The sequence below is a fragment of the Alcaligenes sp. DN25 genome, assembly GCF_023674485.1.
GTDB lineage: Bacteria > Pseudomonadota > Gammaproteobacteria > Burkholderiales > Burkholderiaceae_B > Alcaligenes > Alcaligenes phenolicus.
Map to the genome: position 1 here is coordinate 2,796,350 of NZ_CP098408.1, position 19,685 is coordinate 2,816,034.

Below are 19,685 nucleotides of genomic sequence, written 5' to 3' on the forward strand. Positions count from 1 at the left end.
GATGAAATCCCTGTCTTTTCTTGCACCCGTCTTGAAGCGCAGCGTTCAGATTGGCGTACTTAGCCTGACGGCCTTATTGGCGGCCTGTGGCAGTAGCGGTCCCTTCAAACTTGATGACAGCTATAGCGCTCAGGGCCAGAACAGCCGAGTGCGTTATCTGGTCATGCACTACACCGCTGGCGACCACGCCACCTCCTTGAAGGTGCTGACGCAGCGTGATGTCAGCGCCCATTACTTGGTCAGTGACGAGCGCCGTCCCACTGTCTACCGTCTGGTTCCAGAGGAACGCCGCGCCTGGCATGCAGGTCTGGGCTCCTGGTACGGTTTCACAGACCTGAACACCGGCTCTATCGGCATCGAAATCGTTAATATGGGCCGCTTGGCAGATGGTCGCTGGGCTCCGTATACGTCCGGGCAGATTGAAGCAATCAAAGCACTATTGAAAGACCTGGCTCAGCGTCATGGCGTGTCTGCCCGCAATATTATTGGCCACAGCGATGTTGCCCCACAACGCAAGCTGGACCCCGGCCCTCATTTCCCCTGGAAGGAACTGGCCCAAGCAGGCATAGGCCGCTGGTACAAGGAATCACAGGCCCGAGCACTGCAGGCGCAGTACGCCACGCGTCCCCTGCCCTCTGCCGCTCAAACCCAGGCCCTGCTGCGCAAAGCAGGCTACGAAACGCCTGACAGCGGCGTGTTCGACAAGGCCACACAAAACGTGATCGCCGCCTTCCAGATGCACTACCGCCCAGCCCGCTACGACGGCACGTTGGATGCCGAAACAGCCGCCATTTTGCAAAGTCTGGATTGAAAAAAAAACAGGTAATGGGCTTATGCTCATTACCTGTTTTGCTTAGTGCACTGTCTTTTTCAATACGGGCCAGCGGCGCAAAACCAGCAAGCCCACCAGAACCAAACCATAGACATAAACTTCCACCACATCATTTTTACCAGTACGAATCAGGTAAAAGTGCAGGATGGAAAGCACCGCCGCCAAATACACGGTTTGATGCAAGCGGCTCCAGCCACGACCCAAACGTTTCTGCCAACCATGCGTGGAAGTCAGGGTCAACGCCAATAAAATCAGCACAGCCACTACCCCGATCGCAATCAAGGGCCGCTGCACCACGTCCTGCCACATGGACAGCCAGTCGCCCGAGCGATCCCACCAGGCCCAGGCCAGGGTATGCAAAGCTGCATAAAAAAAACTGAACAAACCCAACATGCGGCGCCAACGCACCAAGGCGGGCTGAGCCAGCAAACGCCTTACAGGACTTAAAGCCAGGGTCAACAGCAAGAGCACCAAGGCCCAAACCCCACTAGATCGGGTCAAAAACTCGGCTGGATTGGCACTTAGGCCATTGTTGAAACCCAACCACACCCAGCGTCCCAAGGGAAACAAGCCCAGCAAGAACACCAAGGGCTTGAGCCTATCCAATTGCGCAGCCTTCCAGGTACTCATCAGTAATAGCGCCTTAAATCCATATCGGCATACAACCCCGCTACATCTTCGGCATAGCCGTTAAAAGGCAAAGTCGGTTTTTTGGTGGCGAAGAATCCCGAACCGATGACACGTTCAGTGGCCTGGCTCCAGCGGGGATGCGGCACTTCCGGGTTCACATTGGCATAAAAGCCATACTCATGCGGAGCCACCTTCATCCAGCTGGACTCGGGCATGGTGTCCGTCAAGGTGATGCGCACCAAAGACTTGGCCGATTTGAACCCATACTTCCACGGCACGATCAGCCGCACCGGCGCTCCATTCTGAACAGGCAGGCTTTTTCCGTACAGACCAGTAGCCAGCAGAGTCAAAGGATGCATGGCCTCGTCCAACCGTAGCGCCTCCACATAGGGCCAGGCCAAGATACGAGAGCGTAGACCCGGCATGGTTTCCGGGTCCGCCGCTGTTTCAAACCGAACAAAGCGGGCCGAGCCCTTGGGCGACGCCTGCTTTAGCAAGGCCGACAAGGAATAGCCCACCCAGGGCACCACCATGGACCAGGCTTCAACACAACGCAGACGGTAAATACGCTCTTCCAAAGGGGCCAGCTTCAAGATCTGGTCCATATCCAAGGTAAGCGGCTTGTTCACCAAACCGTCAATCTGCAAAGTCCAGGGTTCAGTCTTGAATTTCCCCGAATGGCGGGCAGGGTCTTCCTTGCCCGTGCCAAATTCGTAGAAATTATTGTAGGAGGTGACATCGGACTCGCTGGTGGGCATATCGTCCAGTTTCCAGCGCTGGGAAGGCGTGAACGACAAGTCCTGCCCTACCGGGACCGCCTGAGCCCGACCCGGAAAGCTGGCCGCCAGGGCCAAGGCGCCGGGAGCCTGCAAAAGCAGGCGGCGGCGCGCCCGCCAGACCGACTCGTCGGTAATTTCAGAGGGACGTATGGGCTGCGAACGTGATTTGAACATCTCCATCTCCTGAACCTGTCTGGCAAGATGGTCGTCAAACCGGCTTGCCGCCTATTAAATCCGTGCCAATACCCAATCGCGCATTTGCGCCACATTATCAACCATGACCGTGGGCTCAGCCTTGGCCAGGGTTTGAGGATCGTGCGCGCCGTAAGTGACAGCCACGCTATCCATGCCCGCATTGGCCGCCATATGAATATCGTGCACGGTATCGCCCACCATCAAGACCTGCTCGGGCTCCAACATCAATTCGGCCAGCAATTGATGCAGCATTTCCGGGTCCGGCTTGCTGCGGGTTTCATCTGCACAACGGGTAGCATCAAAAAAAGTGCTGAGATTGACCTGCTGCAGCACTCTATCCAAACCTTGACGACTTTTGCCCGTTGCCACTCCTAAGGCAATCTGGCGGCCCCGAAGTTCACCCATGAAAGGCAATATTCCGTCAAACAGCTTGATATGCGGGTCGCGCTGCATAAAGTGATGTCGATAGCGCTCCAGAAACAGCGGCATCTGCTCGGCAGTCAAATCCGGCACAGCGCGATACAAGGCGCTTTCCAGCGACAAACCAATAACCCAGCTGGCTTGCTGAATCGAGGGCACAGGCAATTGCAGATCCGCACTGGCCAACTGAATAGAACTGGCAATTGAGTACGTCGAATCCATAACTGTGCCGTCCCAATCAAACAGAACGGCGGCGTAACGCGTCATAACTACTTCTCCAAACGCTCAAGAACGGCCTGACAGGCAGCCGGCAAGGCGGCCTCCAGAACCAGAGGCTGTCCGGTGACAGGATGATTGAACTCCAGGCGTCCCGAATGCAGGAACATGCGCTTGAAGCCCTGGCGGGCGAATTGATCGCGAATGGCGTCGTCGCCATACTTGTCGTCGCCCACAATCGGAAAGCCCGAATGGGCCAAATGAACCCGAATCTGGTGGGTGCGGCCGGTTTTCAGCTCCGCCTGCACCAAAGTAAAGCGACCAAAACGGCGCTGCATGGTGATGATGGTATGCGCAGGCTTGCCTGTGGGGTCAACCTTGACGCGCCGCTCCCCGCTTTCGGTCAGCCAGCGCAGCAAGGGAAAACGGATATGCTGGCGATCGTTCACCCAATCGCCCTGCACCAACGCCCAATAAAACTTGCGCGCACGGATTTCGCGGAACATATCGTGCAAACCAACCAGGGCGGCACGACGCTTGGCGATAATCAGCAAACCGGAGGTATCCCGGTCCAGACGGTGGGCTAGTTCCAGAAAGGGCTCCTGAGGACGGGCAGCACGCAACTGCTCGATGACACCGAAAGACACACCACTGCCACCATGCACGGCAACACCGGCAGGCTTGTCGATGACCATCAGGTGCTCGTCCTCGAACACCACCGGGAAAACGGCAGCGGGAACATGACGCGGCTGCTCGGGCTCGGGCAGCCGCAGCGGCGGAATCCGCACCATATCGCCGTCCTGCAAACGATAGTCACTGCTGATACGGCCTTTATTCACGCGCACCTGACCGCCACGGATCGCTTTGTAAATGTGGCTTTTTGGCACCCCTTTACATTCACGTAACAAAAAATTATCTATACGCTGACCTGCCCGCGTTTCATCAATGCGTAATATTCGCACTTGAGGGGCTGATCTTTGTGATTCATGAGGTTTGCACATAACAAAAAGGGGCATATAATCGCTTCAGCCTATGGAAGCTGAGACTGGGTCCAGCGTAGAGATGCAAAGGGTGCGTCTCCGTTGGATGACCAAGGACTGATAATTGTATCCTTGAGTTCCAGCTTCCGGGTCATAAGGTCGCCGGGGTGAGTCCGAAATAGCGAAAGTCGTGTGGCAAGAAGGCCCGCTTTCCAAGAGATGTTTTCCTCCCGCGTGCGGCGCTGAATTCCTGCACAGATTGTCCCGCTCTTTTGCACCAGCCGCATGATTTATGCGGCTGCCGTTCCCCCAGCAATTTTATATTCGTCAAACACACACCGTGACTCTGACCCCCCTGCTGATTGAACTTCGCGCTTTGGCGCGACTCGTGCCTCCCAGACTATAAGCCGGTAGGCCGATTTTGCCTGCCTGCACCAAACTGATGCAGCTATAGCGCTACACACCTGTGACCCGCGGTCGTGCGCCGATATTTCGGTGCTCCATGACAACGGAGATCCACACTCATGAAACGCATGTTGTTCAATGCGACGCATCAAGAAGAACTACGCGTCGCCATTGTCGACGGTCAAAAACTGATTGACCTCGACATCGAAACAGCCGGGCGCGAACAGCGCAAAGGCAATATCTACAAAGGGGTCATCACCCGCATCGAACCCGGCCTGGAAGCCTGCTTCGTCAGCTACGGTGAAGAGCGTCACGGCTTTCTGCCATTCAAGGAAGTAGCTCGCAGCTACTTCAAGGAAGGGGTTGATGTACGCAGCGCCCGCATCCAGGACGCCCTGGTTGAAGGCCAGGAACTGATCATCCAGGTTGAAAAAGAAGAGCGTGGCAACAAGGGCGCTGCCCTGACCACCTTCATTTCCCTGGCAGGCCGCTATCTGGTTCTGATGCCCAACAACCCCCGTGGGGGTGGCGTATCGCGCCGCGTTGAAGGCGAAGACCGGCAGGAACTGCGCGAAGCCATGGACCAGCTGGACATTCCGCAGGGCATGAGCATCATCGCCCGCACCGCAGGTATCGGCCGCAGCGTCGAAGAGCTGCAGTGGGACCTGAACTACCTGATGCAGTTGTGGACCGCCATTGACGGCGCTGCCCGCGACAATGCAGCTCCTATCCTGATTTATCTGGAATCCAGCCTGGTTATCCGGGCCATCCGCGATTACTTCTCGCCCGATATTGGCGAAATCCTGATCGACACGGACGAGATTCACGAGCAGGCCGCCGCTTTCATGAGCGTGGTCATGCCCGACAATCTGCATCGCGTAAAGATGTACCGCGATGACATCCCGCTGTTCTCGCGCTTTCAGATCGAACACCAGATCGAAACCGCCTACTCGCGTACCGTGCAATTGCCTTCGGGCGGTGCTGTCGTTATCGACCACACCGAGGCCCTGGTTGCCATTGACGTGAACTCGGCTCGCTCCACGCGTGGTGCCGACATTGAAGAAACCGCCCTGCGCACCAACCAGGAAGCCGCCGACGAAGTGGCCCGCCAGTTGCGTTTGCGTGACTTGGGTGGCCTGATTGTTATCGACTTTATCGATATGGAAGACAGCAAGAACCAGCGTGCTGTCGAACAACGCCTGCGTGATGCCCTGCACCTGGACCGTGCTCGCGTCCAGATGGGCAAGATCTCGCGCTTTGGTCTGATGGAACTGTCCCGTCAGCGCCTGCGCCCTGCCCTGAACGAAGGCTCCCACATCACTTGCCCACGATGCACCGGCACTGGCGTCATTCGTGATGCCGAATCCAGCGCCCTGCACGTACTGCGTCTGCTGCAAGAAGAAGCCATGAAAGAAGGCACGGCCGCCCTGCACGCTCAGGTGCCGGTGGATGTGGCTACCTTCCTGCTGAACGAAAAACGCGCTGACATCACCAAGATCGAATCGCGCCTGAACATTGCCCTGATCCTGATTCCGAACAAGAATCTGGAAACCCCACACCACATCATCGAGCGCCTGCGCCACGACGACCCCCGTCTGGACGAACTGCGCAGCAGCTACGAGCTGGTCCAGCAGCCTGAGCAGCAAGACAGCTTGGTGCCGCACCGCAGCCACGAAATCAAGCCTCGTCCAGAAGCCCTGGTCAAGAGCACCACACCGGCCCAGCCAGCTCCCATGAGCAAGCCTGCTGCCGCCGCAGCCGCCAGCGCCGCTGCTAGCGACAACAAGCCCGGCCTGCTCAAGCGCCTGCTGAACTGGTTGTCCGGCGCACCTGCCGAACCCGTGGCCGAGACCACCAAATCCGAAAGCAGCAAATCCTCCTCTGGCCGCCGCCAAGGTCGTCCCGGCCAATCCAATAGTGGCCGTGGCCAAGGTGGTCGTGGCCGTCGCCAGTCCAACCGCCCGGAAGCGGCTCAGGAAGAAAAAGCCAGCACGGAAAACACCGGCAGTAATACCCGTGGTCGCCGCCGTAACGCCTCAGCAGGTAACGAATCTGCTCTGGAAACTCCACAAAGCGCCAACACGACGCCCGCCACTGCCGACGAAGGCAGCAGCAACAGCCGCAACCCACGTAACCGCCGTGGCCGTGGCCGTCAACGCCGTGAAGAAGGCAGCACAGAAAACGTCGAGCTGAACAAAGACGTCGCCAGCACTGAAGCCCAGCACGAACAGGCTGCTGCCGCAGTGGCCAGCGTCGCCGTAGTGGCTGCCGTGGCCGCCACCAAGCAAGAAGCGCAAACCCGCGCTGAACAGCTGGCCGAGGCCGACAGCGCTGATACCAGCGACAACTCGGATGCCGAAACCGACGAGAACAGCGAAAACGGCGCTCTGGACCCAGAACGCAAACGTCGCCGTCGTCGTAGCCGTCGTGGTCGTCGTAACACCGACGCCAACGCCGTAGCCGAGAACGAAGAGAACAACGAAGAAGGCAATACCAGCGCCTACGTTGCTCACGAAACACCTAGCTTCAACCCCGCTGCCCTGGATGCCCAGGAACAAGCTGCCACCCAAACCGCAGCAGCCGAGCCTGAACAGCCACAAGCAGCCGTAGAGGCACCTGCAGCACAAGAAGCAGCTCCTGTCGCCGTAGAGGCCTCTGAAGAAGCCCCTGCCGCTGCTCAAGCCGCACAACAAGCTGAAGAAGTCGCTACGACCCCGGCAAACGCTGTTGAAACCGCTCCAGCCCAGGAAGAAGTAGCCACTCCAGCCGTTCAGGCCGAAGTTGCTCCAGAAGCTCCAGCCGCAGAAGAAACCGTTGCTCCTGTGCAAGCAGAAGCTGCCGCCGAACCTGCCAAAGTAGAAGTGACCGAAGCTCAAGCTGAAGCTGTAGAAACAGCCGCAGCGCCCGCAGAAACGCAAGCCGCAGCAGAAACCCCAGCCGTTGAAGCCGCTCCAGTGGAAACTGCAGCCGTAGAAACCGCTACTGCCCAGGAAGAAGTTGCTGCTCCAGCCGCTCAGGCCGAGGTAGCGCCAGAAGCTCCTGCCGCTGAAGAAGCTGTTGCTCCTGCGCAAGCAGAAGTTGCTGCCGAACCAGCCAAAGCAGAAGCCACCGAAGCTCAAGCTGAAGCCGTGGAGACAACTGCTACTCCCGCAGAAGCACAACCTGCAGTTGAAGCCCCGGCCGTTGAAGCCACTCCAGTGGAAACCACAGCCGTAGAGACTCGCGTTGAGACTCAAACGACTGCAGCTGCAAAAGCCCCTGCTGCCGAACAAGCACAGAAGCCCACAGCCGCCCCTCTGGAAGCCGTACTGAACGCAGCGGGCATCGAACTAGTGGAAACCGTTCGCTCGGCAACACAGGACGACTACCAGCCCGCACCAGTGCGCCTGGGTCGCCCACGCAAGCAACGTGCTGCAGAAACCGAGAACAGCGAGCCGCTGCAACAGGTTGAAACGCAGTAAACAGCAAGACTAAAAACGCCGCCCACAAGGGCGGCGTTTTTTATGCCTGTCGCATCCGTTTTTTTATACCTACCCGTATCCACAAAGAGTAGTCACCTGGGCCCTTTCTCCTTCCCCGCTAATCCCAGCCTCCCAAAAAAGTCACTATTCTCTTTCACCCAAACCCAAACCCAAACCCAAACCCAAACCCAAACTTAGCCTAGCTCCGCCTGCTGCAGCGTCGAGCTCGGCGTTAAACCTGCCCTGGCCTTAATCCCAAGCCTATAAATCTTTCAACTCCAGCAGCAGACACAGCCAAATATAAAAATAAAGAGAAAAACAAAGCTGAAACCAACAATGCAGAAAACGCGCGTACACACACAACCGAACGAGGCATAGCTTCCAACACAGGCTCAGGTACAAGTACAAGCACTGGGCAGGACAGGCACAGGTGCAGGTGCAGGTGCAGGTGCAGATAGTAGATACAGCCCTCTATTTGAGCCCTCTGCGATATTCCTTTTTTCTTGGTGTGGGGAGTACGGCCCTGGGGCGAGTCAGGGACTTGGCCGCGGGCCATTGAACAATCCAGGGTGCAAGCCCAGTGCTGTTCGAGCCAGACGCTTGTACTTGGTCCGGGGGACCAAGTACCTGGCGAGTTCACTGGGCGCCTGGATTGTTCAATAGCCAAGGGTACCCGTGCGCAGCACGGGCCAGGGCCCCGCCCCAGGGTCGTACTCCCCACACCAAGAAAACCAAGCCAATCTCGCCCTGAAGCTTCAACTCACAAGCCAACGCCTCAATACCAAAAACCGCTTTGCAAAAAAACAAAAACACGGCAGCCCAAAAAAAACGCCACCTAAACCCAGGTGGCGTTCTTCTTTAGCAATTCCTTGGCAATCAAGAATGCCGCGACACAGCCTCAGCAGGCTGACGAGTCAGCAAAGCCAGCAACTCGGCCAGCTCACGCTGCAGCTCGCGACGATCAACCACCATATCGATAGCGCCCTTCTCCAGCAAGAACTCGGCACGCTGGAAGCCTTCGGGCAGTTTCTCGCGCACAGTCTGCTCAATCACGCGAGGACCGGCAAAACCGATCAAGGCATTAGGCTCGGCAATCACCACATCGCCCATAAAAGCGAAACTGGCCGACACACCACCCATGGTGGGGTCAGTCAAAATGCTGATAAACGGCAAACCCGCCTCGGACAATTCAGCCAAAATAGCCGTCGTCTTGGCCATCTGCATCAGAGAGAACAAGCTCTCCTGCATACGCGCACCACCCGAAGCGGCCACGCAAATAAAAGGACTACGGTTGGCAATAGCCGCCTGCACACCACGTGTGAAACGCTCGCCCACCACGGAACCCATGGAACCGGCCATGTATTCAAACTCGAAGCAGGCCACCACGGCAGGCACAGACAAAATCGTACCGCTCATGACCACCATGGCTTCAGTTTCGCCCGTCTGCTTGGCCGCCTCAGAAACACGTTCGGTGTACTTGCGCGAATCGCGGAACTTCAAGGGGTCCATAGGACGGGTGTTGGAACCAATCTCGGTCTGGCCTTCGGGGTCCAGCAAGGACTTGATCCGGGCACGAGCACCAATGCGCATGTGATGGCTGCATTTGGGGCAGACATTCAAGGTGGCTTGGAGATCTTCCTTGTAGAGCACAGACTCACACGACGGACATTTCACCCACAGCCCTTCGGGAACGCGACGGCTGCTTTCGGGGTTACGGTTAATTCGCGGCGGGAGTATTTTCTCGATCCAGCTCATTGTTAGATCCTGTTTTCGCCTGGCCGGCACCCGGCCCACCAAGCTCTTTATTCTGAAAAAAAGCGCCTGCTCCTGAAGAACAGGCAGATGATTCTATACGCGGAATAGGTATTTAGGCTAATTATCCAGTGCCTGACGTATCTGCGCGAGCCATTGGCTAGCTGCTGCAACCGCAGCTGCATCCATATCCTTTTGCTCTTTGCCAGCGTTCTCCTGCACAGCCTGCTCCATGGTCTGGATCAGCTTGGAGCCAATGACAACTGCGTCCGCGCTACGGGAAATGGCTTTGGCGCTTTGCGCGTCCCGAATCCCGAAACCCACTCCGACCGGAATTTTGACGTGCTGACGAATACGCTGCAAGTGGTGTTCCACATCAGCCACATCAATCTGGGCCGAACCGGTCACACCTTTCAGGGACACATAATACACATAGCCCTGCGCCAAAGCGGCTACCTTGGCAATGCGCTCGTCCGTGGACGTGGGCGAGAGCAGGAAAATGGTATCCACGCCTTGCTCGGTCAGCAAACGGGTGAAATCCTCGGACTCTTCAGGTGGGTAATCCACCGTCAGTACGCCGTCCACACCCGCCTTACCTGCCATGACGGCAAATTCAGCCTGACCGATACGCTCAATAGGATTGGCGTAACCCATCAGAACAACCGGCGTTTCCTCATCGATCAAACGAAACTGCTGCACAATCTCCAGCACTTTACGCAAGCCCACACCACGGCTGATGGCACGTTCAGCCGCCTGCTGAATCACCGGGCCATCGGCAGTGGGATCAGAAAACGGCACACCCAATTCAATGACATCTGCCCCGGCCTGACGCAAGGCATGCATCAAGGCCACGGTAGCGGGCACCGAAGGGTCTCCGGCCGTAATATAAGGCACCAGGGCACAGCGCCCGTTCAAACCTTCAAACGTCTTTTTCAGACGCACATTACTCGACATATCCGTTCCCGATTGCTTACAGAGTCAAGCCGCCGTACTCGGCGACCGTGTGCATGTCCTTATCGCCACGACCGGACAAACTGACCAGGATGATTTTATCCTTGGGCAAAGTCGGGGCAATGCGAGCCGCATGCGCCAGCGCGTGCGAGGACTCCAGCGCGGGCATGATGCCTTCGATGCGGCAGCAATCGTGAAACGCTTTCAGGGCGTCTTCATCGGTGCAGGTGGCGTATTGCGCACGGCCACAATCTTTCAGCCAGGCGTGCTCGGGACCCACACCTGGGTAATCCAGGCCAGCCGACACCGAGTGCGTAGGCATGACGTTACCGTCATCGTCCTGCAGCACATAGGTACGGTTACCGTGCAGCACACCCACCATGCCCTTGTTCAGGGAAGCCGAGTGCTCCAGCGTATCCAGACCGCGGCCAGCCGCTTCCACTCCGATCAGCTCCACATCCTTGTGCTCGATGTAGGGGTAGAAAATGCCCATGGCATTGGAACCACCGCCCACCGACGCCAAAACGTAGTCAGGCTGACGACCGGCGTCCTGAGGCATTTGCTCCACGCACTCGTCACCGATCACGCATTGGAAGTCGCGCACCATCATCGGGTAAGGATGAGGTCCAGCCACCGTACCAATAATGTAGAAGGTATTGCTGATATTGGTGACCCAGTCGCGCATGGCTTCGTTCAGCGCGTCTTTCAGGGTGCGCGAACCGGATTCCACAGGAACGACCGTCGCACCCAGCAACTTCATGCGGTACACATTGGAAGCCTGACGGCGTACGTCCTCGCTACCCATGTAGACCACACACTCCAGACCATAGCGGGCGGCGACCGTAGCCGTTGCCACGCCGTGCTGGCCTGCACCGGTTTCAGCAATAATGCGTGGCTTGCCCATGCGGCGAGCCAGCAAAATCTGACCGATACAGTTGTTGATCTTGTGTGCGCCAGTGTGATTGAGATCTTCGCGCTTGAACCAGATCTGAGCTCCACCTAGTTGCTCCGACCATCGACGGGCATGGTACACAGGGCTGGGACGACCGACAAAATGCTTGAGTTCGTAGTGAAACTCACGCAGAAACTCAGGATCGTTCCGATACTGTTCGTAGGCTGCTTTCAACTCGTCCAGGGCGTGGACCAGCGTTTCAGCGACAAACGAACCACCAAACTGACCAAAATGTCCATCCGGGTCGGGCAAGGTATAGGTTTTCAAAGCTCGCTCTCTTGATTGACAAGAACAATCGCGGGCACAACGCCCGCGAGGTTTAGGTTTACCGATTTTAGCAGTTCAGGACGAGTAGCGGCGGGCGCTGACGCCCGATAACTCGTTCAAGGCCGCTAAAGCCTTTTGAATTTGCTCGCCATCACGCACTTCAATAGTAAATATCATGCGCGTCAACGAGCGGCGACTCAAGGTGTTGATACCCGTTACGTTCAAACGCAGGCGGGCAAACACTTCCGAGAGATCACGCAAGAGGCTGGGATGCTCCTGAGCCTCAATGGCCAAATCCACGGGATACTGAGTATCCCCCGTATCGCCCCAATCGACGCTAATAGCCCTTTCAGGTTGTCGATCAGCCAGTTCCTGGTAGGACTTGCAGTCAGCACGGTGTATGGACACGCCCCGACCACGAGTCACAAAACCGGCAATCAGATCAGGGGGTGCGGGACGGCAGCAACGGGCCAGCTGCGTCATTAGCGAATCTACACCCACCACCAGCACGCCGCTTTTCCCGGTCTTGGAAACACTTTCCCGGGCCGCATCAAACACACGCTGTACGGGCTCTTCCTCCTGCACATCCTCACGGAACAAGGCATCCACCTGACGCAGGCTGAATTCATCCTTGGCCACGGCAACATACAGGTCATCTGCCTTGGCAAAGCCCAGCTGTTGCGCCATCTGCTCCAGATTCACGGCCGTACGACCCAGTCGTTGCAACTCTTTTTCGACCATGCTCTGGCCTTGAGAGATGCGCTGCTGCAACTCAATCGCGTTGAACCAGGCGCGCACCTTGGAGCGCGAGCGTGGGCTGGCCAGAAAGCCCAACTGCACGTTCAGCCAGTCACGCGATGGACCGCCGGATTTGGCCGCCACAATCTCTACCGTCTGGCCAGTCGACAAGCGCGTGGACAAAGGCACCATCTGTCCATCAACCCGCGCACCCCGGCAACGGTGGCCCAGATCGGTATGCAGGTAGTAGGCAAAGTCCACCGGCGTCGCCCCCACAGGCAGCTCGATAACCCGAGCCTGCGGCGTCAGCACATAAATATGTTCGTCTTCCTGAGCCTTCAAAGGCCTGGCAACAGCCGGTTTCTTGCTGGCAACGGGCTCCACTACCTTTTCGGAAGCCGAATCTTTGCTGCTGTCTGCTTGCGGGGCAGGCTCGGTAGCGTTCGAGGTGGACGCCTCCCTGTCCCAGGCCAGCAATTGACGCATCCAGGCTATCTTTCTATCGTCCTCACCATCGGCCACCTGCTGTCCGCCCTGGGCTCCAGCTTCCTTGTAGCGCCAATGGGCAGCCATCCCGTATTCCGCGAACTGGTGCATGTCGCGTGTGCGGATCTGGATTTCATAGCAGCGCCCCTGTGCATCCGCAATAACGGTATGCAGGGAACGGTAGCCATTGGGCTTGGGCCGGGAGATGTAATCGTCAAACTCCTCGGGCACCGGCGTCCACAGCGAATGCACCACCGCCAGGGTGTGGTAGCAGCTGCGCTCGTCATCAACAATGACACGCAAGGCGCGCAGATCAAACAGCTGATCGAAATCCAGATGCTTGTTGCGCATCTTGTTCCAGATACTGAAGATATGCTTGGGCCGGCCTGAAACCTCAGCCACGATATGCTCGCGTTTCAAGGCTGCCAGCAGTTGGTCGCGCACCTGACTGATCAGGGTTTCGCGCTCTACGCGCTTGTCTTCCAGCTTACTGGCAATATTCTTGTAGACCTCGGGATTCAGAAAGCGAAAGGCCAGATCTTCCATTTCCCACTTGATCTGCCAAATCCCCAAACGATTCGCCAAGGGCGTATAAAGCTCCAGCGTTTCACGCGCAAACTCGACCGGGCAGACGGTCTTGGACTGCCGATACCAGCGCAAGGACTGCAGGCGCGAAGCCAGGCGCATCATCACAATGCGCAAGTCAGCGGCCATCGCCAGCAGCATCTTGCGCTTCATTTCCTTTTGATCGCCCCCGCCTGTCTGCTCCTTGGCCTGGCCTGTCAGCGAACCCAGACGGTACAAGGCTCGCGAGCCACGTACCAACGTCATGACTTCGGCACCAAAGGCTTTCTGAACCGGGTCCTGCTTGACCTCCGGCCCAGGAGCAGGAGTGACGGCCAGCAAGGCGCTGGCACGGGTTTGAGCGTCCACACCCAAGCCAGCCAAAATAAGCGCGACCTGAGCGCAATGGCTGTCCAAGGGTTCGCCGGTACTTCCGGCCAGATCCAGCAAAATAGGCCCCGCCCAGTCGGCAGCCGCCTGCAATAGCGTACGCCCTGCTTCATCCAGTCCGTGGCTGGCTTGCGCGAACCATTGAGGATTGAAGGCCGACTCGGCCATAGGGGGAGAAGCGGTGTGATTCATGTGGATTACGTCGATGTGGCCACTCAGCGCTGAAGTGGCTCTCTATACTGTAGACGCTAGTCTATCACCGCGAGTAAGAGCTTATGAGTCTGAACACATGCCGCCAGCTTCTGTTGATTTGGCACTCCCGTACCGGCGCCGCCCGTCAACTGGCCGAACAGGCCGAGGAAGGCGCGCTGCAGGTCCTCAAAGAACTGGGCGAGACAGAGCAGGTCTGTATCAAACGCTTGCATTGTGATCAGGTGCAAGCACAGGATTTGCGCGATTCCCACGCCTATTTGTTCTGCGCGCCCGAGAATCTGGGCAGTCTGAGCGGTGCCATGAAAGAGTGTCTGGACCGGAACTACTACGAGGTGCTGGATCAACTCAACGGGCGTCCTTATTCCGCCCTGATCAGTGCGGGTAGCGACGGGCAAAGTGCACAACGGCAACTGGAACGGATTTGTACGGGCTGGCGGCTGGAGCTGGCCGCCCCCATCCGTATCTTCAATTTTCACGCCCAGACGCCAGAAGCCATTCTGGCTCCCAAGACCTTGAGCGAAGAGCAAATTGCCCAAGCTCGGGAAGCCGGTGGGCATCTGGCAGCACTGCTGTGTCTATGAAAAAGCCCTTTGCGTGTGCAAAAGGCTTTGATTCAAACTTTTAGTGCTATAGCTTTATCGCTTTAAAACGATGCCACCCGCCTGAAATCACGAGCATCACTGACCACGATGCCCTTAGCTCCCCTACCCAAGCAGCATTTGCCTCAAGCAGCAAGGACCTCAAGAAGGGAAGCCCAAGCTCTAAGCCGGAGGCAGCTGAAAAACCTGCCGCAAGTAAGCCAGATACGCCGGATCATCACACATGGTCTTTTCAGGCGCATCCGAGACTTTCGCCACGGGCTGGCCATTGCAACGCACCATCTTCATGACGATCTGCAGCGGCTCATGGCCCAGGTCATTGGTCAGGTTGGTGCCTATCCCGAAAGACACCTTGCAGCGGCCTGCAAAACGCAGGGCCAGCTCAATGGCTTTGGGTATGGTCAAACCGTCAGAGAACACCAAGGTCTTGGTACGTGGATCGGTACGGTTGGCCTGATAGTGCGCCAGTAAGCGCTCGCCCCAAATGAATGGGTCACCCGAGTCATGGCGAGCACCGTCAAACAGCTTGCAGAAGTACATGTCAAAGTCGCGCAGGAAGGCATCCATGCCGTAGACATCCGACAAGGCAATACCCAAGTCACCGCGATACTCTTTGGCCCACACTTCCAGAGCAAAAATCTGCGAGTCACGCAAACGGGGGCCCAGAGCCTGACAAGCCTGCAAGTATTCGTGCCCCATCGTACCCAGCGGCGTCACCCCATACTTCATGGCCAGCCAGACGTTGCTGGTGCCCGCAAAGTGCGGCTTCATCTGCTCGATCATGGTAGTGACCACTTCTTCGTGCCACTGCTTGGAAAAGCGGCGGCGCGTACCGTAGTCAGCCACACGAAAGTCGCTCAGGGCCGGATCATCCACCACCAGCCGCATCTTGGACTGCAGACGCTCGCGCCCTTCTGCCCATGGCGGCTGCGGACATTCGTTGCGAAAGTAAACCTCGTTCACAATGGCCAGCACCGGGATCTCGAACAGGATCGTGTGCAGCCAGGGCCCCTGAACCGAAATTTCGATCTCGCCGGGCACATCACCGGCCTGCACCTGAATGCAGCGCTCGGGCAGGTGGAACAAGCCCAGAAAATCGACGAAGTCGCTTTTGATAAAGCGCAGGCTACGCAAATAATCCAGCTCGGCGTCTGAAAAACGCAACTGGCACAGCGCGTGAATTTCCGCCCGAATCTCGTCCAGGTACTGGCTCAAATTAATATTGGGAGTACGGCACTTATAGCGATACTCCACGTGCGCAGCCGGGAAATGATGCAAAACAACCTGCATCATGGAAAACTTGTACAGGTCCGTATCAAGTAAAGAGGTAATGATCATCACAAACCTACCGATTTTGATTGCGCAACCATAGCACGGGCGCCAGTTCTTGCGTACAGCTATCTAGCAGGTGAGCTATTGCGCCATCTCAATAAGCAAGAAGCTGAATATTCGTTAAAATCGAAAGATTCGATTTAAATCCCATTTTTATCGTTCAGGCCCTGTGCGTTGTCGCGCACCCCATCCACGGCCCTTTGCCGTGACTGACCGCCTTAGCGATACCGCAGGAGTGTTACTGAAATGACCCACGTCGTCACCGAAAACTGTATCAAGTGCAAATTCACCGATTGTGTGGATGTGTGCCCCGTCGACTGTTTTCGTGAAGGCCCGAACTTTCTGGTGATTGACCCGGACGAGTGCATTGACTGCGCCGTCTGTATTCCCGAATGCCCGGCCAATGCCATTTTTGCTGAAGAAGATGTGCCGCAGGACCAAGTTCCCTTCATCGAACTGAACGCAGAACTGACGCCTATTTTTGCCAGCATCAACCGCTCCAAGAAACCGCTGGAAGATGCGGACGACTGGAACGGTGTGGAGAACAAACTACAGTATCTGGAGCGCTAAGCCCTTCGCTCGCTCTATAGAAGTCCGACCCGGTGGCTGCGTTCCTATCCAGCCACTCTTGCGCCCAATCTCGCCTTTTGATAAAAAAACTTGCCGCACTGCAGCAAGGGAAAATCCCAAGTACAGAGGAACGGTAAACGTCGTATTGTTTCCCACAGGAATAAGCATATACATTCCTCTGTATCAAATTAGGCAACACCAAGGCGCACACTATGCTTTACGATCTGCACGAACTTCAGCGGTCCTTTCTGGCCCCGCTGGCTGCCTTTACCGGCACCAGCTCCCAATGGTTCTCCAACCCATACAGTCCACTGGCCTACACGCCCCTGTCGCGCCAACTGGCGGCGGCCTCTGAACTGGTACACCGTATCGGCAAGGATTACGAAAAGCCAGCCTGGGGGCTGAACGAAACCCGGATCGACGGCCAGACCGTTGCCGTGCGCGAGGTCGAACACCTGAGCAAGCCCTTTTGCAAGTTGATCCACTTCGAGCGTGATCACCCCAAAGCCGCTCAGGACCCCACAATTTTGCTGGTAGCCCCTTTGTCCGGCCACCACGCCACCTTGCTGCGTGAAACCGTACGTGCGCTGTTGCCCGATCACTCTGTCTATGTCACCGACTGGATTGATGCTCGCATGGTGCCCCGTTCGGCCGGCCCCTTCCATCTGGACGATTACGTTCTGTATGTGCAGGAGTTCATACAGGCGCTGGGCTCGAAGGTGCACGTCATGTCGGTTTGCCAACCCACAGTGCCAGTACTGGCTGCCGTCTCGCTAATGGCGACCCGCCGCTCGGCCGTGATGCCGCGCAGCATGATCATGATGGGTGGTCCCATCGACACGCGTCAGTCGCCTACGGAAGTGAACCGTCTGGCCACGACCAAGTCCTATTCCTGGTTTGAAAACAATCTGATTCATCGCGTGCCCACCAAGTACCCCGGTGCTCACCGTCGCGTGTACCCCGGCTTTTTGCAGCATGCCGGCTTTGTGGCCATGAATCCGGATCGTCACGTCAGCTCGCACTACGACTTTTATCAGCACCTGATCAAGGGTGATGATGACGACGCACAAGCACACCGCCGTTTCTACGACGAATACAATGCCGTGCTGGATATGCCCGCCGAGTTCTATCTGGACACGATCCGCATTGTGTTCCAGGAGCACCGCCTGCCCAAGGGCCAATGGCACGTGCATGGCGAACAGGTTCGTCCACAAGATATTGATGGCGTAGCCTTGTTCACCATTGAGGGCGAACTGGACGATATTTCCGGCCAGGGCCAGACCCATTCGGCTCAAGCGCTGTGCGCAAAAATTGCCCCTGAACTCAAGCAACAATTCACCGCACCCAACTGTGGGCATTACGGGATTTTCTCCGGAAGTCGCTGGCGCACGCTGATCTGTCCTAAAATCAGGGACTTCATCCGTCAGCACAACTGATATTTGGCTCAGGCCGTTTCTGACGGGGCCAGATGGCCCCGTTTTTGCATTCATGTCCGACACCTTAATACGGCGCATTGACGCCCTGCTCCCTCAAACCCAGTGCACCCGCTGTGGTTACGACGCCTGTCTGCCCTATGCCCAAGCCATCGCGCTTGAGGGCGAGGCCATCAACCGCTGCCCGCCAGGCGGGCAGGAAGGCGTACAAGCCCTGGCCGAGCTGCTGGGTCGTGAGGCCCTGCCCCTGGATCCGTCCTGTGGCGAATTCACCGGCCCCAGTCGGGCGGTGATTATCGAAGAACACTGTATTGGTTGCACCTTGTGCATCCAGGCCTGTCCGGTGGACGCCATTATTGGCGCCAACAAGCTGATGCATACCGTGCTGGCCGACCGCTGCACAGGCTGTGAGCTCTGTGTGCCGCCCTGCCCTGTGGACTGCATCAGCATGGTGCCCACCGACGACTGGAGCGCCGAACAGGCCGCTCAAGCACGTCTGGATACCGAACAGCGCCGGGAGCGCCTGCTGAATCGCCACAAGGAAAGCTCGGACCTGGCGGCCCGTACCCTGGCCAATAAACCCGTTCTGGCCAATGATGCCGATCAGGCTGATAAACGCGAGGCGTCCATTGCCTCTGCCCTGGCTCGCGCCCGTGCCCGCCGTGCCAGCAAGACTGCAAGCGGAACCACACCATGAACGCTGCCAAGCGCTACGAGATTTTCAGTCGTTTTCAGGCTGCCAACCCCAAACCCACCACCGAACTGGAATACGCTGACACCTTTCAGCTGCTGATTGCCGTGATTTTGTCGGCCCAGGCCACTGATCGCTCCGTGAACCTGGCCACAGCCCGATTCTTTCCGGAACATGGCACACCCGAGGGCATCCTGGCCATGGGTGAAGAAGGCTTGCGCGAGGCCATCAAGACCATCGGTCTGTACAAGACCAAGGCAGCCAATGTCATCAAGACCTGTCAGATGCTGCTGGACTTGCATCAAGGCAAGGTTCCCTGTGATCGCGCCGCTCTGGAAGCGCTTCCCGGTGTAGGTCGTAAAACTGCCAACGTGGTCTTGAACACCGCGTTTGGCCTGCCCACCATTGCGGTAGACACACATATTTTCCGTGTAGCGAACCGCACCGGCATTGCGCCCGGCAAGAACGTGGTCGAAGTGGAAAAGAAGCTGGAGAAAGTCATACCCAAGCCTTTTTTGCTGGACGCCCACCACTGGCTGATTTTGCATGGCCGCTACATTTGTGTAGCCCGCAAGCCCAAGTGCCCCCAGTGCGGCATCTCGGATTTGTGCGACTTCAAACCGAAAACCGTTAACACTTAAGTAACACATACCCAGTTTAACAACATTTGTTTACCAAACAGTGCATTAAACCGGACCATCCTATGACAAACCCGCATAGTTTTGCTTCGTCGGCGCTTCCATACTGAAACGCATGACGGACTCTGCCTATAGTTAGCTGGCGATGGAATCACCACGGTAAGAGGCAAAGGACGCGTAACGGGTTCCTG

16 protein-coding genes are annotated in these 19,685 nt (G+C 57.1%); 7 read left to right on the plus strand and 9 right to left on the minus strand.

The window, feature by feature from the left end; genetic code table 11:
* The first annotated feature begins 1 nt into the window (after nt 1).
* Nucleotides 2-811, plus strand: coding sequence for an N-acetylmuramoyl-L-alanine amidase (locus NBV64_RS13075; RefSeq protein ID WP_250755916.1), 810 nt, complete (start codon nt 2-4; stop codon nt 809-811).
* Nucleotides 812-853: 42 nt separating this feature from the next.
* Here NBV64_RS13075 and msrQ read toward each other — a convergent pair whose 3' ends face one another.
* From msrQ to NBV64_RS13095, 4 genes are read right to left on the minus strand one after another with little or no spacing between them, the layout of a single operon-like run.
* Entirely contained in the window at nt 854-1,462 is a 609-nt protein-coding gene (gene msrQ, locus NBV64_RS13080; protein ID WP_250755917.1) for a protein-methionine-sulfoxide reductase heme-binding subunit MsrQ, read from the minus strand.
* On the minus strand, nt 1,462-2,415 hold the full coding sequence (gene msrP / locus NBV64_RS13085; protein ID WP_250755918.1) for a protein-methionine-sulfoxide reductase catalytic subunit MsrP: 954 nt from the start codon (nt 2,413-2,415) through the stop codon (nt 1,462-1,464). Before msrP ends, msrQ begins: the two co-directional genes overlap by 1 nt.
* Before the next feature lie 54 nt (nt 2,416-2,469).
* Nucleotides 2,470-3,123, minus strand: a complete 654-nt coding sequence (locus NBV64_RS13090; protein ID WP_009456607.1) for an HAD family hydrolase — start codon at nt 3,121-3,123, stop codon at nt 2,470-2,472.
* Nucleotides 3,124-3,125: 2 nt separating this feature from the next.
* Nucleotides 3,126-4,088 carry an RluA family pseudouridine synthase gene (locus tag NBV64_RS13095; RefSeq protein ID WP_264180248.1) on the minus strand — a complete coding sequence of 321 codons (963 nt, stop codon included), beginning with the start codon at nt 4,086-4,088 and terminating at the stop codon, nt 3,126-3,128.
* A 488-nt stretch (nt 4,089-4,576) separates the two neighbouring features.
* Between NBV64_RS13095 and NBV64_RS13100 the strand changes: the two genes are divergently transcribed.
* Nucleotides 4,577-7,918: an Rne/Rng family ribonuclease gene (locus NBV64_RS13100; RefSeq protein ID WP_250755919.1), complete on the plus strand. Its 3,342-nt coding sequence runs from the start codon at nt 4,577-4,579 to the stop codon at nt 7,916-7,918.
* An 876-nt stretch (nt 7,919-8,794) separates the two neighbouring features.
* Here NBV64_RS13100 and accD read toward each other — a convergent pair.
* From accD to NBV64_RS13120, 4 genes are all read right to left on the minus strand, one after another.
* Nucleotides 8,795-9,673, minus strand: coding sequence for an acetyl-CoA carboxylase, carboxyltransferase subunit beta (gene accD, locus NBV64_RS13105; RefSeq protein ID WP_026483112.1), 879 nt, complete (start codon nt 9,671-9,673; stop codon nt 8,795-8,797).
* A gap of 117 nt (nt 9,674-9,790) precedes the next feature.
* On the minus strand, nt 9,791-10,624 hold the full coding sequence (gene trpA, locus NBV64_RS13110) for a tryptophan synthase subunit alpha (protein WP_009456611.1): 834 nt from the start codon (nt 10,622-10,624) through the stop codon (nt 9,791-9,793).
* A 16-nt stretch (nt 10,625-10,640) separates the two neighbouring features.
* On the minus strand, nt 10,641-11,840 hold the full coding sequence (trpB, locus tag NBV64_RS13115) for a tryptophan synthase subunit beta (protein WP_009456612.1): 1,200 nt from the start codon (nt 11,838-11,840) through the stop codon (nt 10,641-10,643).
* 75 nt (nt 11,841-11,915) lie between these two features.
* Nucleotides 11,916-14,210: a RelA/SpoT family protein gene (locus tag NBV64_RS13120; RefSeq protein WP_031232614.1), complete on the minus strand. Its 2,295-nt coding sequence runs from the start codon at nt 14,208-14,210 to the stop codon at nt 11,916-11,918.
* A gap of 83 nt (nt 14,211-14,293) precedes the next feature.
* On the opposite strand from NBV64_RS13120, the gene NBV64_RS13125 reads away from it, so the two are divergent.
* Complete coding sequence (locus NBV64_RS13125; RefSeq protein ID WP_250755920.1) at nt 14,294-14,812, plus strand: flavodoxin family protein; 519 nt, start codon at nt 14,294-14,296, stop codon at nt 14,810-14,812.
* 180 nt (nt 14,813-14,992) lie between these two features.
* On the opposite strand, the gene pncB is transcribed toward NBV64_RS13125, so the two are convergent.
* Nucleotides 14,993-16,168, minus strand: coding sequence for a nicotinate phosphoribosyltransferase (gene pncB, locus NBV64_RS13130; RefSeq protein WP_035272486.1), 1,176 nt, complete (start codon nt 16,166-16,168; stop codon nt 14,993-14,995).
* A gap of 240 nt (nt 16,169-16,408) precedes the next feature.
* Here pncB and fdxA point away from each other — a divergent pair, with 240 nt between their 5' ends.
* The 4 genes from fdxA to nth all read left to right on the plus strand — a co-directional run bounded on the left by fdxA (nt 16,409) and on the right by nth (nt 19,497).
* Nucleotides 16,409-16,732 (plus strand): ferredoxin FdxA, encoded by a 324-nt coding sequence (gene fdxA, locus NBV64_RS13135; RefSeq protein ID WP_009456619.1) that lies wholly within the window; start codon nt 16,409-16,411, stop codon nt 16,730-16,732.
* A gap of 212 nt (nt 16,733-16,944) precedes the next feature.
* Complete coding sequence (locus NBV64_RS13140) at nt 16,945-18,168, plus strand: polyhydroxyalkanoate depolymerase (RefSeq protein WP_009456621.1); 1,224 nt, start codon at nt 16,945-16,947, stop codon at nt 18,166-18,168.
* Between the two features lie 52 nt (nt 18,169-18,220).
* A complete protein-coding gene (locus NBV64_RS13145; protein WP_009456623.1) occupies nt 18,221-18,862 on the plus strand; it encodes an RnfABCDGE type electron transport complex subunit B in 642 nt (213 codons plus the stop codon).
* Nucleotides 18,859-19,497: an endonuclease III gene (nth, locus tag NBV64_RS13150; protein ID WP_026483118.1), complete on the plus strand. Its 639-nt coding sequence runs from the start codon at nt 18,859-18,861 to the stop codon at nt 19,495-19,497. Before NBV64_RS13145 ends, nth begins: the two co-directional genes overlap by 4 nt.
* Nucleotides 19,498-19,685: the final 188 nt, after the last annotated feature.

Coding starts and splice junctions, on each gene's coding strand:
- NBV64_RS13100 (WP_250755919.1), top strand. CDS start 4,577: ATGAAACGCATGTTGTTCAATGCGACGCATCAAGAAGAACTACGCGTC.
- NBV64_RS13090 (WP_009456607.1), bottom strand. CDS start 3,123: ATGACGCGTTACGCCGCCGTTCTGTTTGATTGGGACGGCACAGTTATG.
- NBV64_RS13095 (WP_264180248.1), bottom strand. CDS start 4,088: ATGCCCCTTTTTGTTATGTGCAAACCTCATGAATCACAAAGATCAGCC.
- trpA (WP_009456611.1), bottom strand. CDS start 10,624: ATGTCGAGTAATGTGCGTCTGAAAAAGACGTTTGAAGGTTTGAACGGG.
- msrQ (WP_250755917.1), bottom strand. CDS start 1,462: ATGAGTACCTGGAAGGCTGCGCAATTGGATAGGCTCAAGCCCTTGGTG.
- pncB (WP_035272486.1), bottom strand. CDS start 16,168: ATGATCATTACCTCTTTACTTGATACGGACCTGTACAAGTTTTCCATG.
- NBV64_RS13140 (WP_009456621.1), top strand. CDS start 16,945: ATGCTTTACGATCTGCACGAACTTCAGCGGTCCTTTCTGGCCCCGCTG.
- NBV64_RS13120 (WP_031232614.1), bottom strand. CDS start 14,210: ATGAATCACACCGCTTCTCCCCCTATGGCCGAGTCGGCCTTCAATCCT.
- NBV64_RS13125 (WP_250755920.1), top strand. CDS start 14,294: ATGAGTCTGAACACATGCCGCCAGCTTCTGTTGATTTGGCACTCCCGT.
- fdxA (WP_009456619.1), top strand. CDS start 16,409: ATGACCCACGTCGTCACCGAAAACTGTATCAAGTGCAAATTCACCGAT.
- NBV64_RS13145 (WP_009456623.1), top strand. CDS start 18,221: ATGTCCGACACCTTAATACGGCGCATTGACGCCCTGCTCCCTCAAACC.
- msrP (WP_250755918.1), bottom strand. CDS start 2,415: ATGTTCAAATCACGTTCGCAGCCCATACGTCCCTCTGAAATTACCGAC.
- NBV64_RS13075 (WP_250755916.1), top strand. CDS start 2: ATGAAATCCCTGTCTTTTCTTGCACCCGTCTTGAAGCGCAGCGTTCAG.
- nth (WP_026483118.1), top strand. CDS start 18,859: ATGAACGCTGCCAAGCGCTACGAGATTTTCAGTCGTTTTCAGGCTGCC.
- accD (WP_026483112.1), bottom strand. CDS start 9,673: ATGAGCTGGATCGAGAAAATACTCCCGCCGCGAATTAACCGTAACCCC.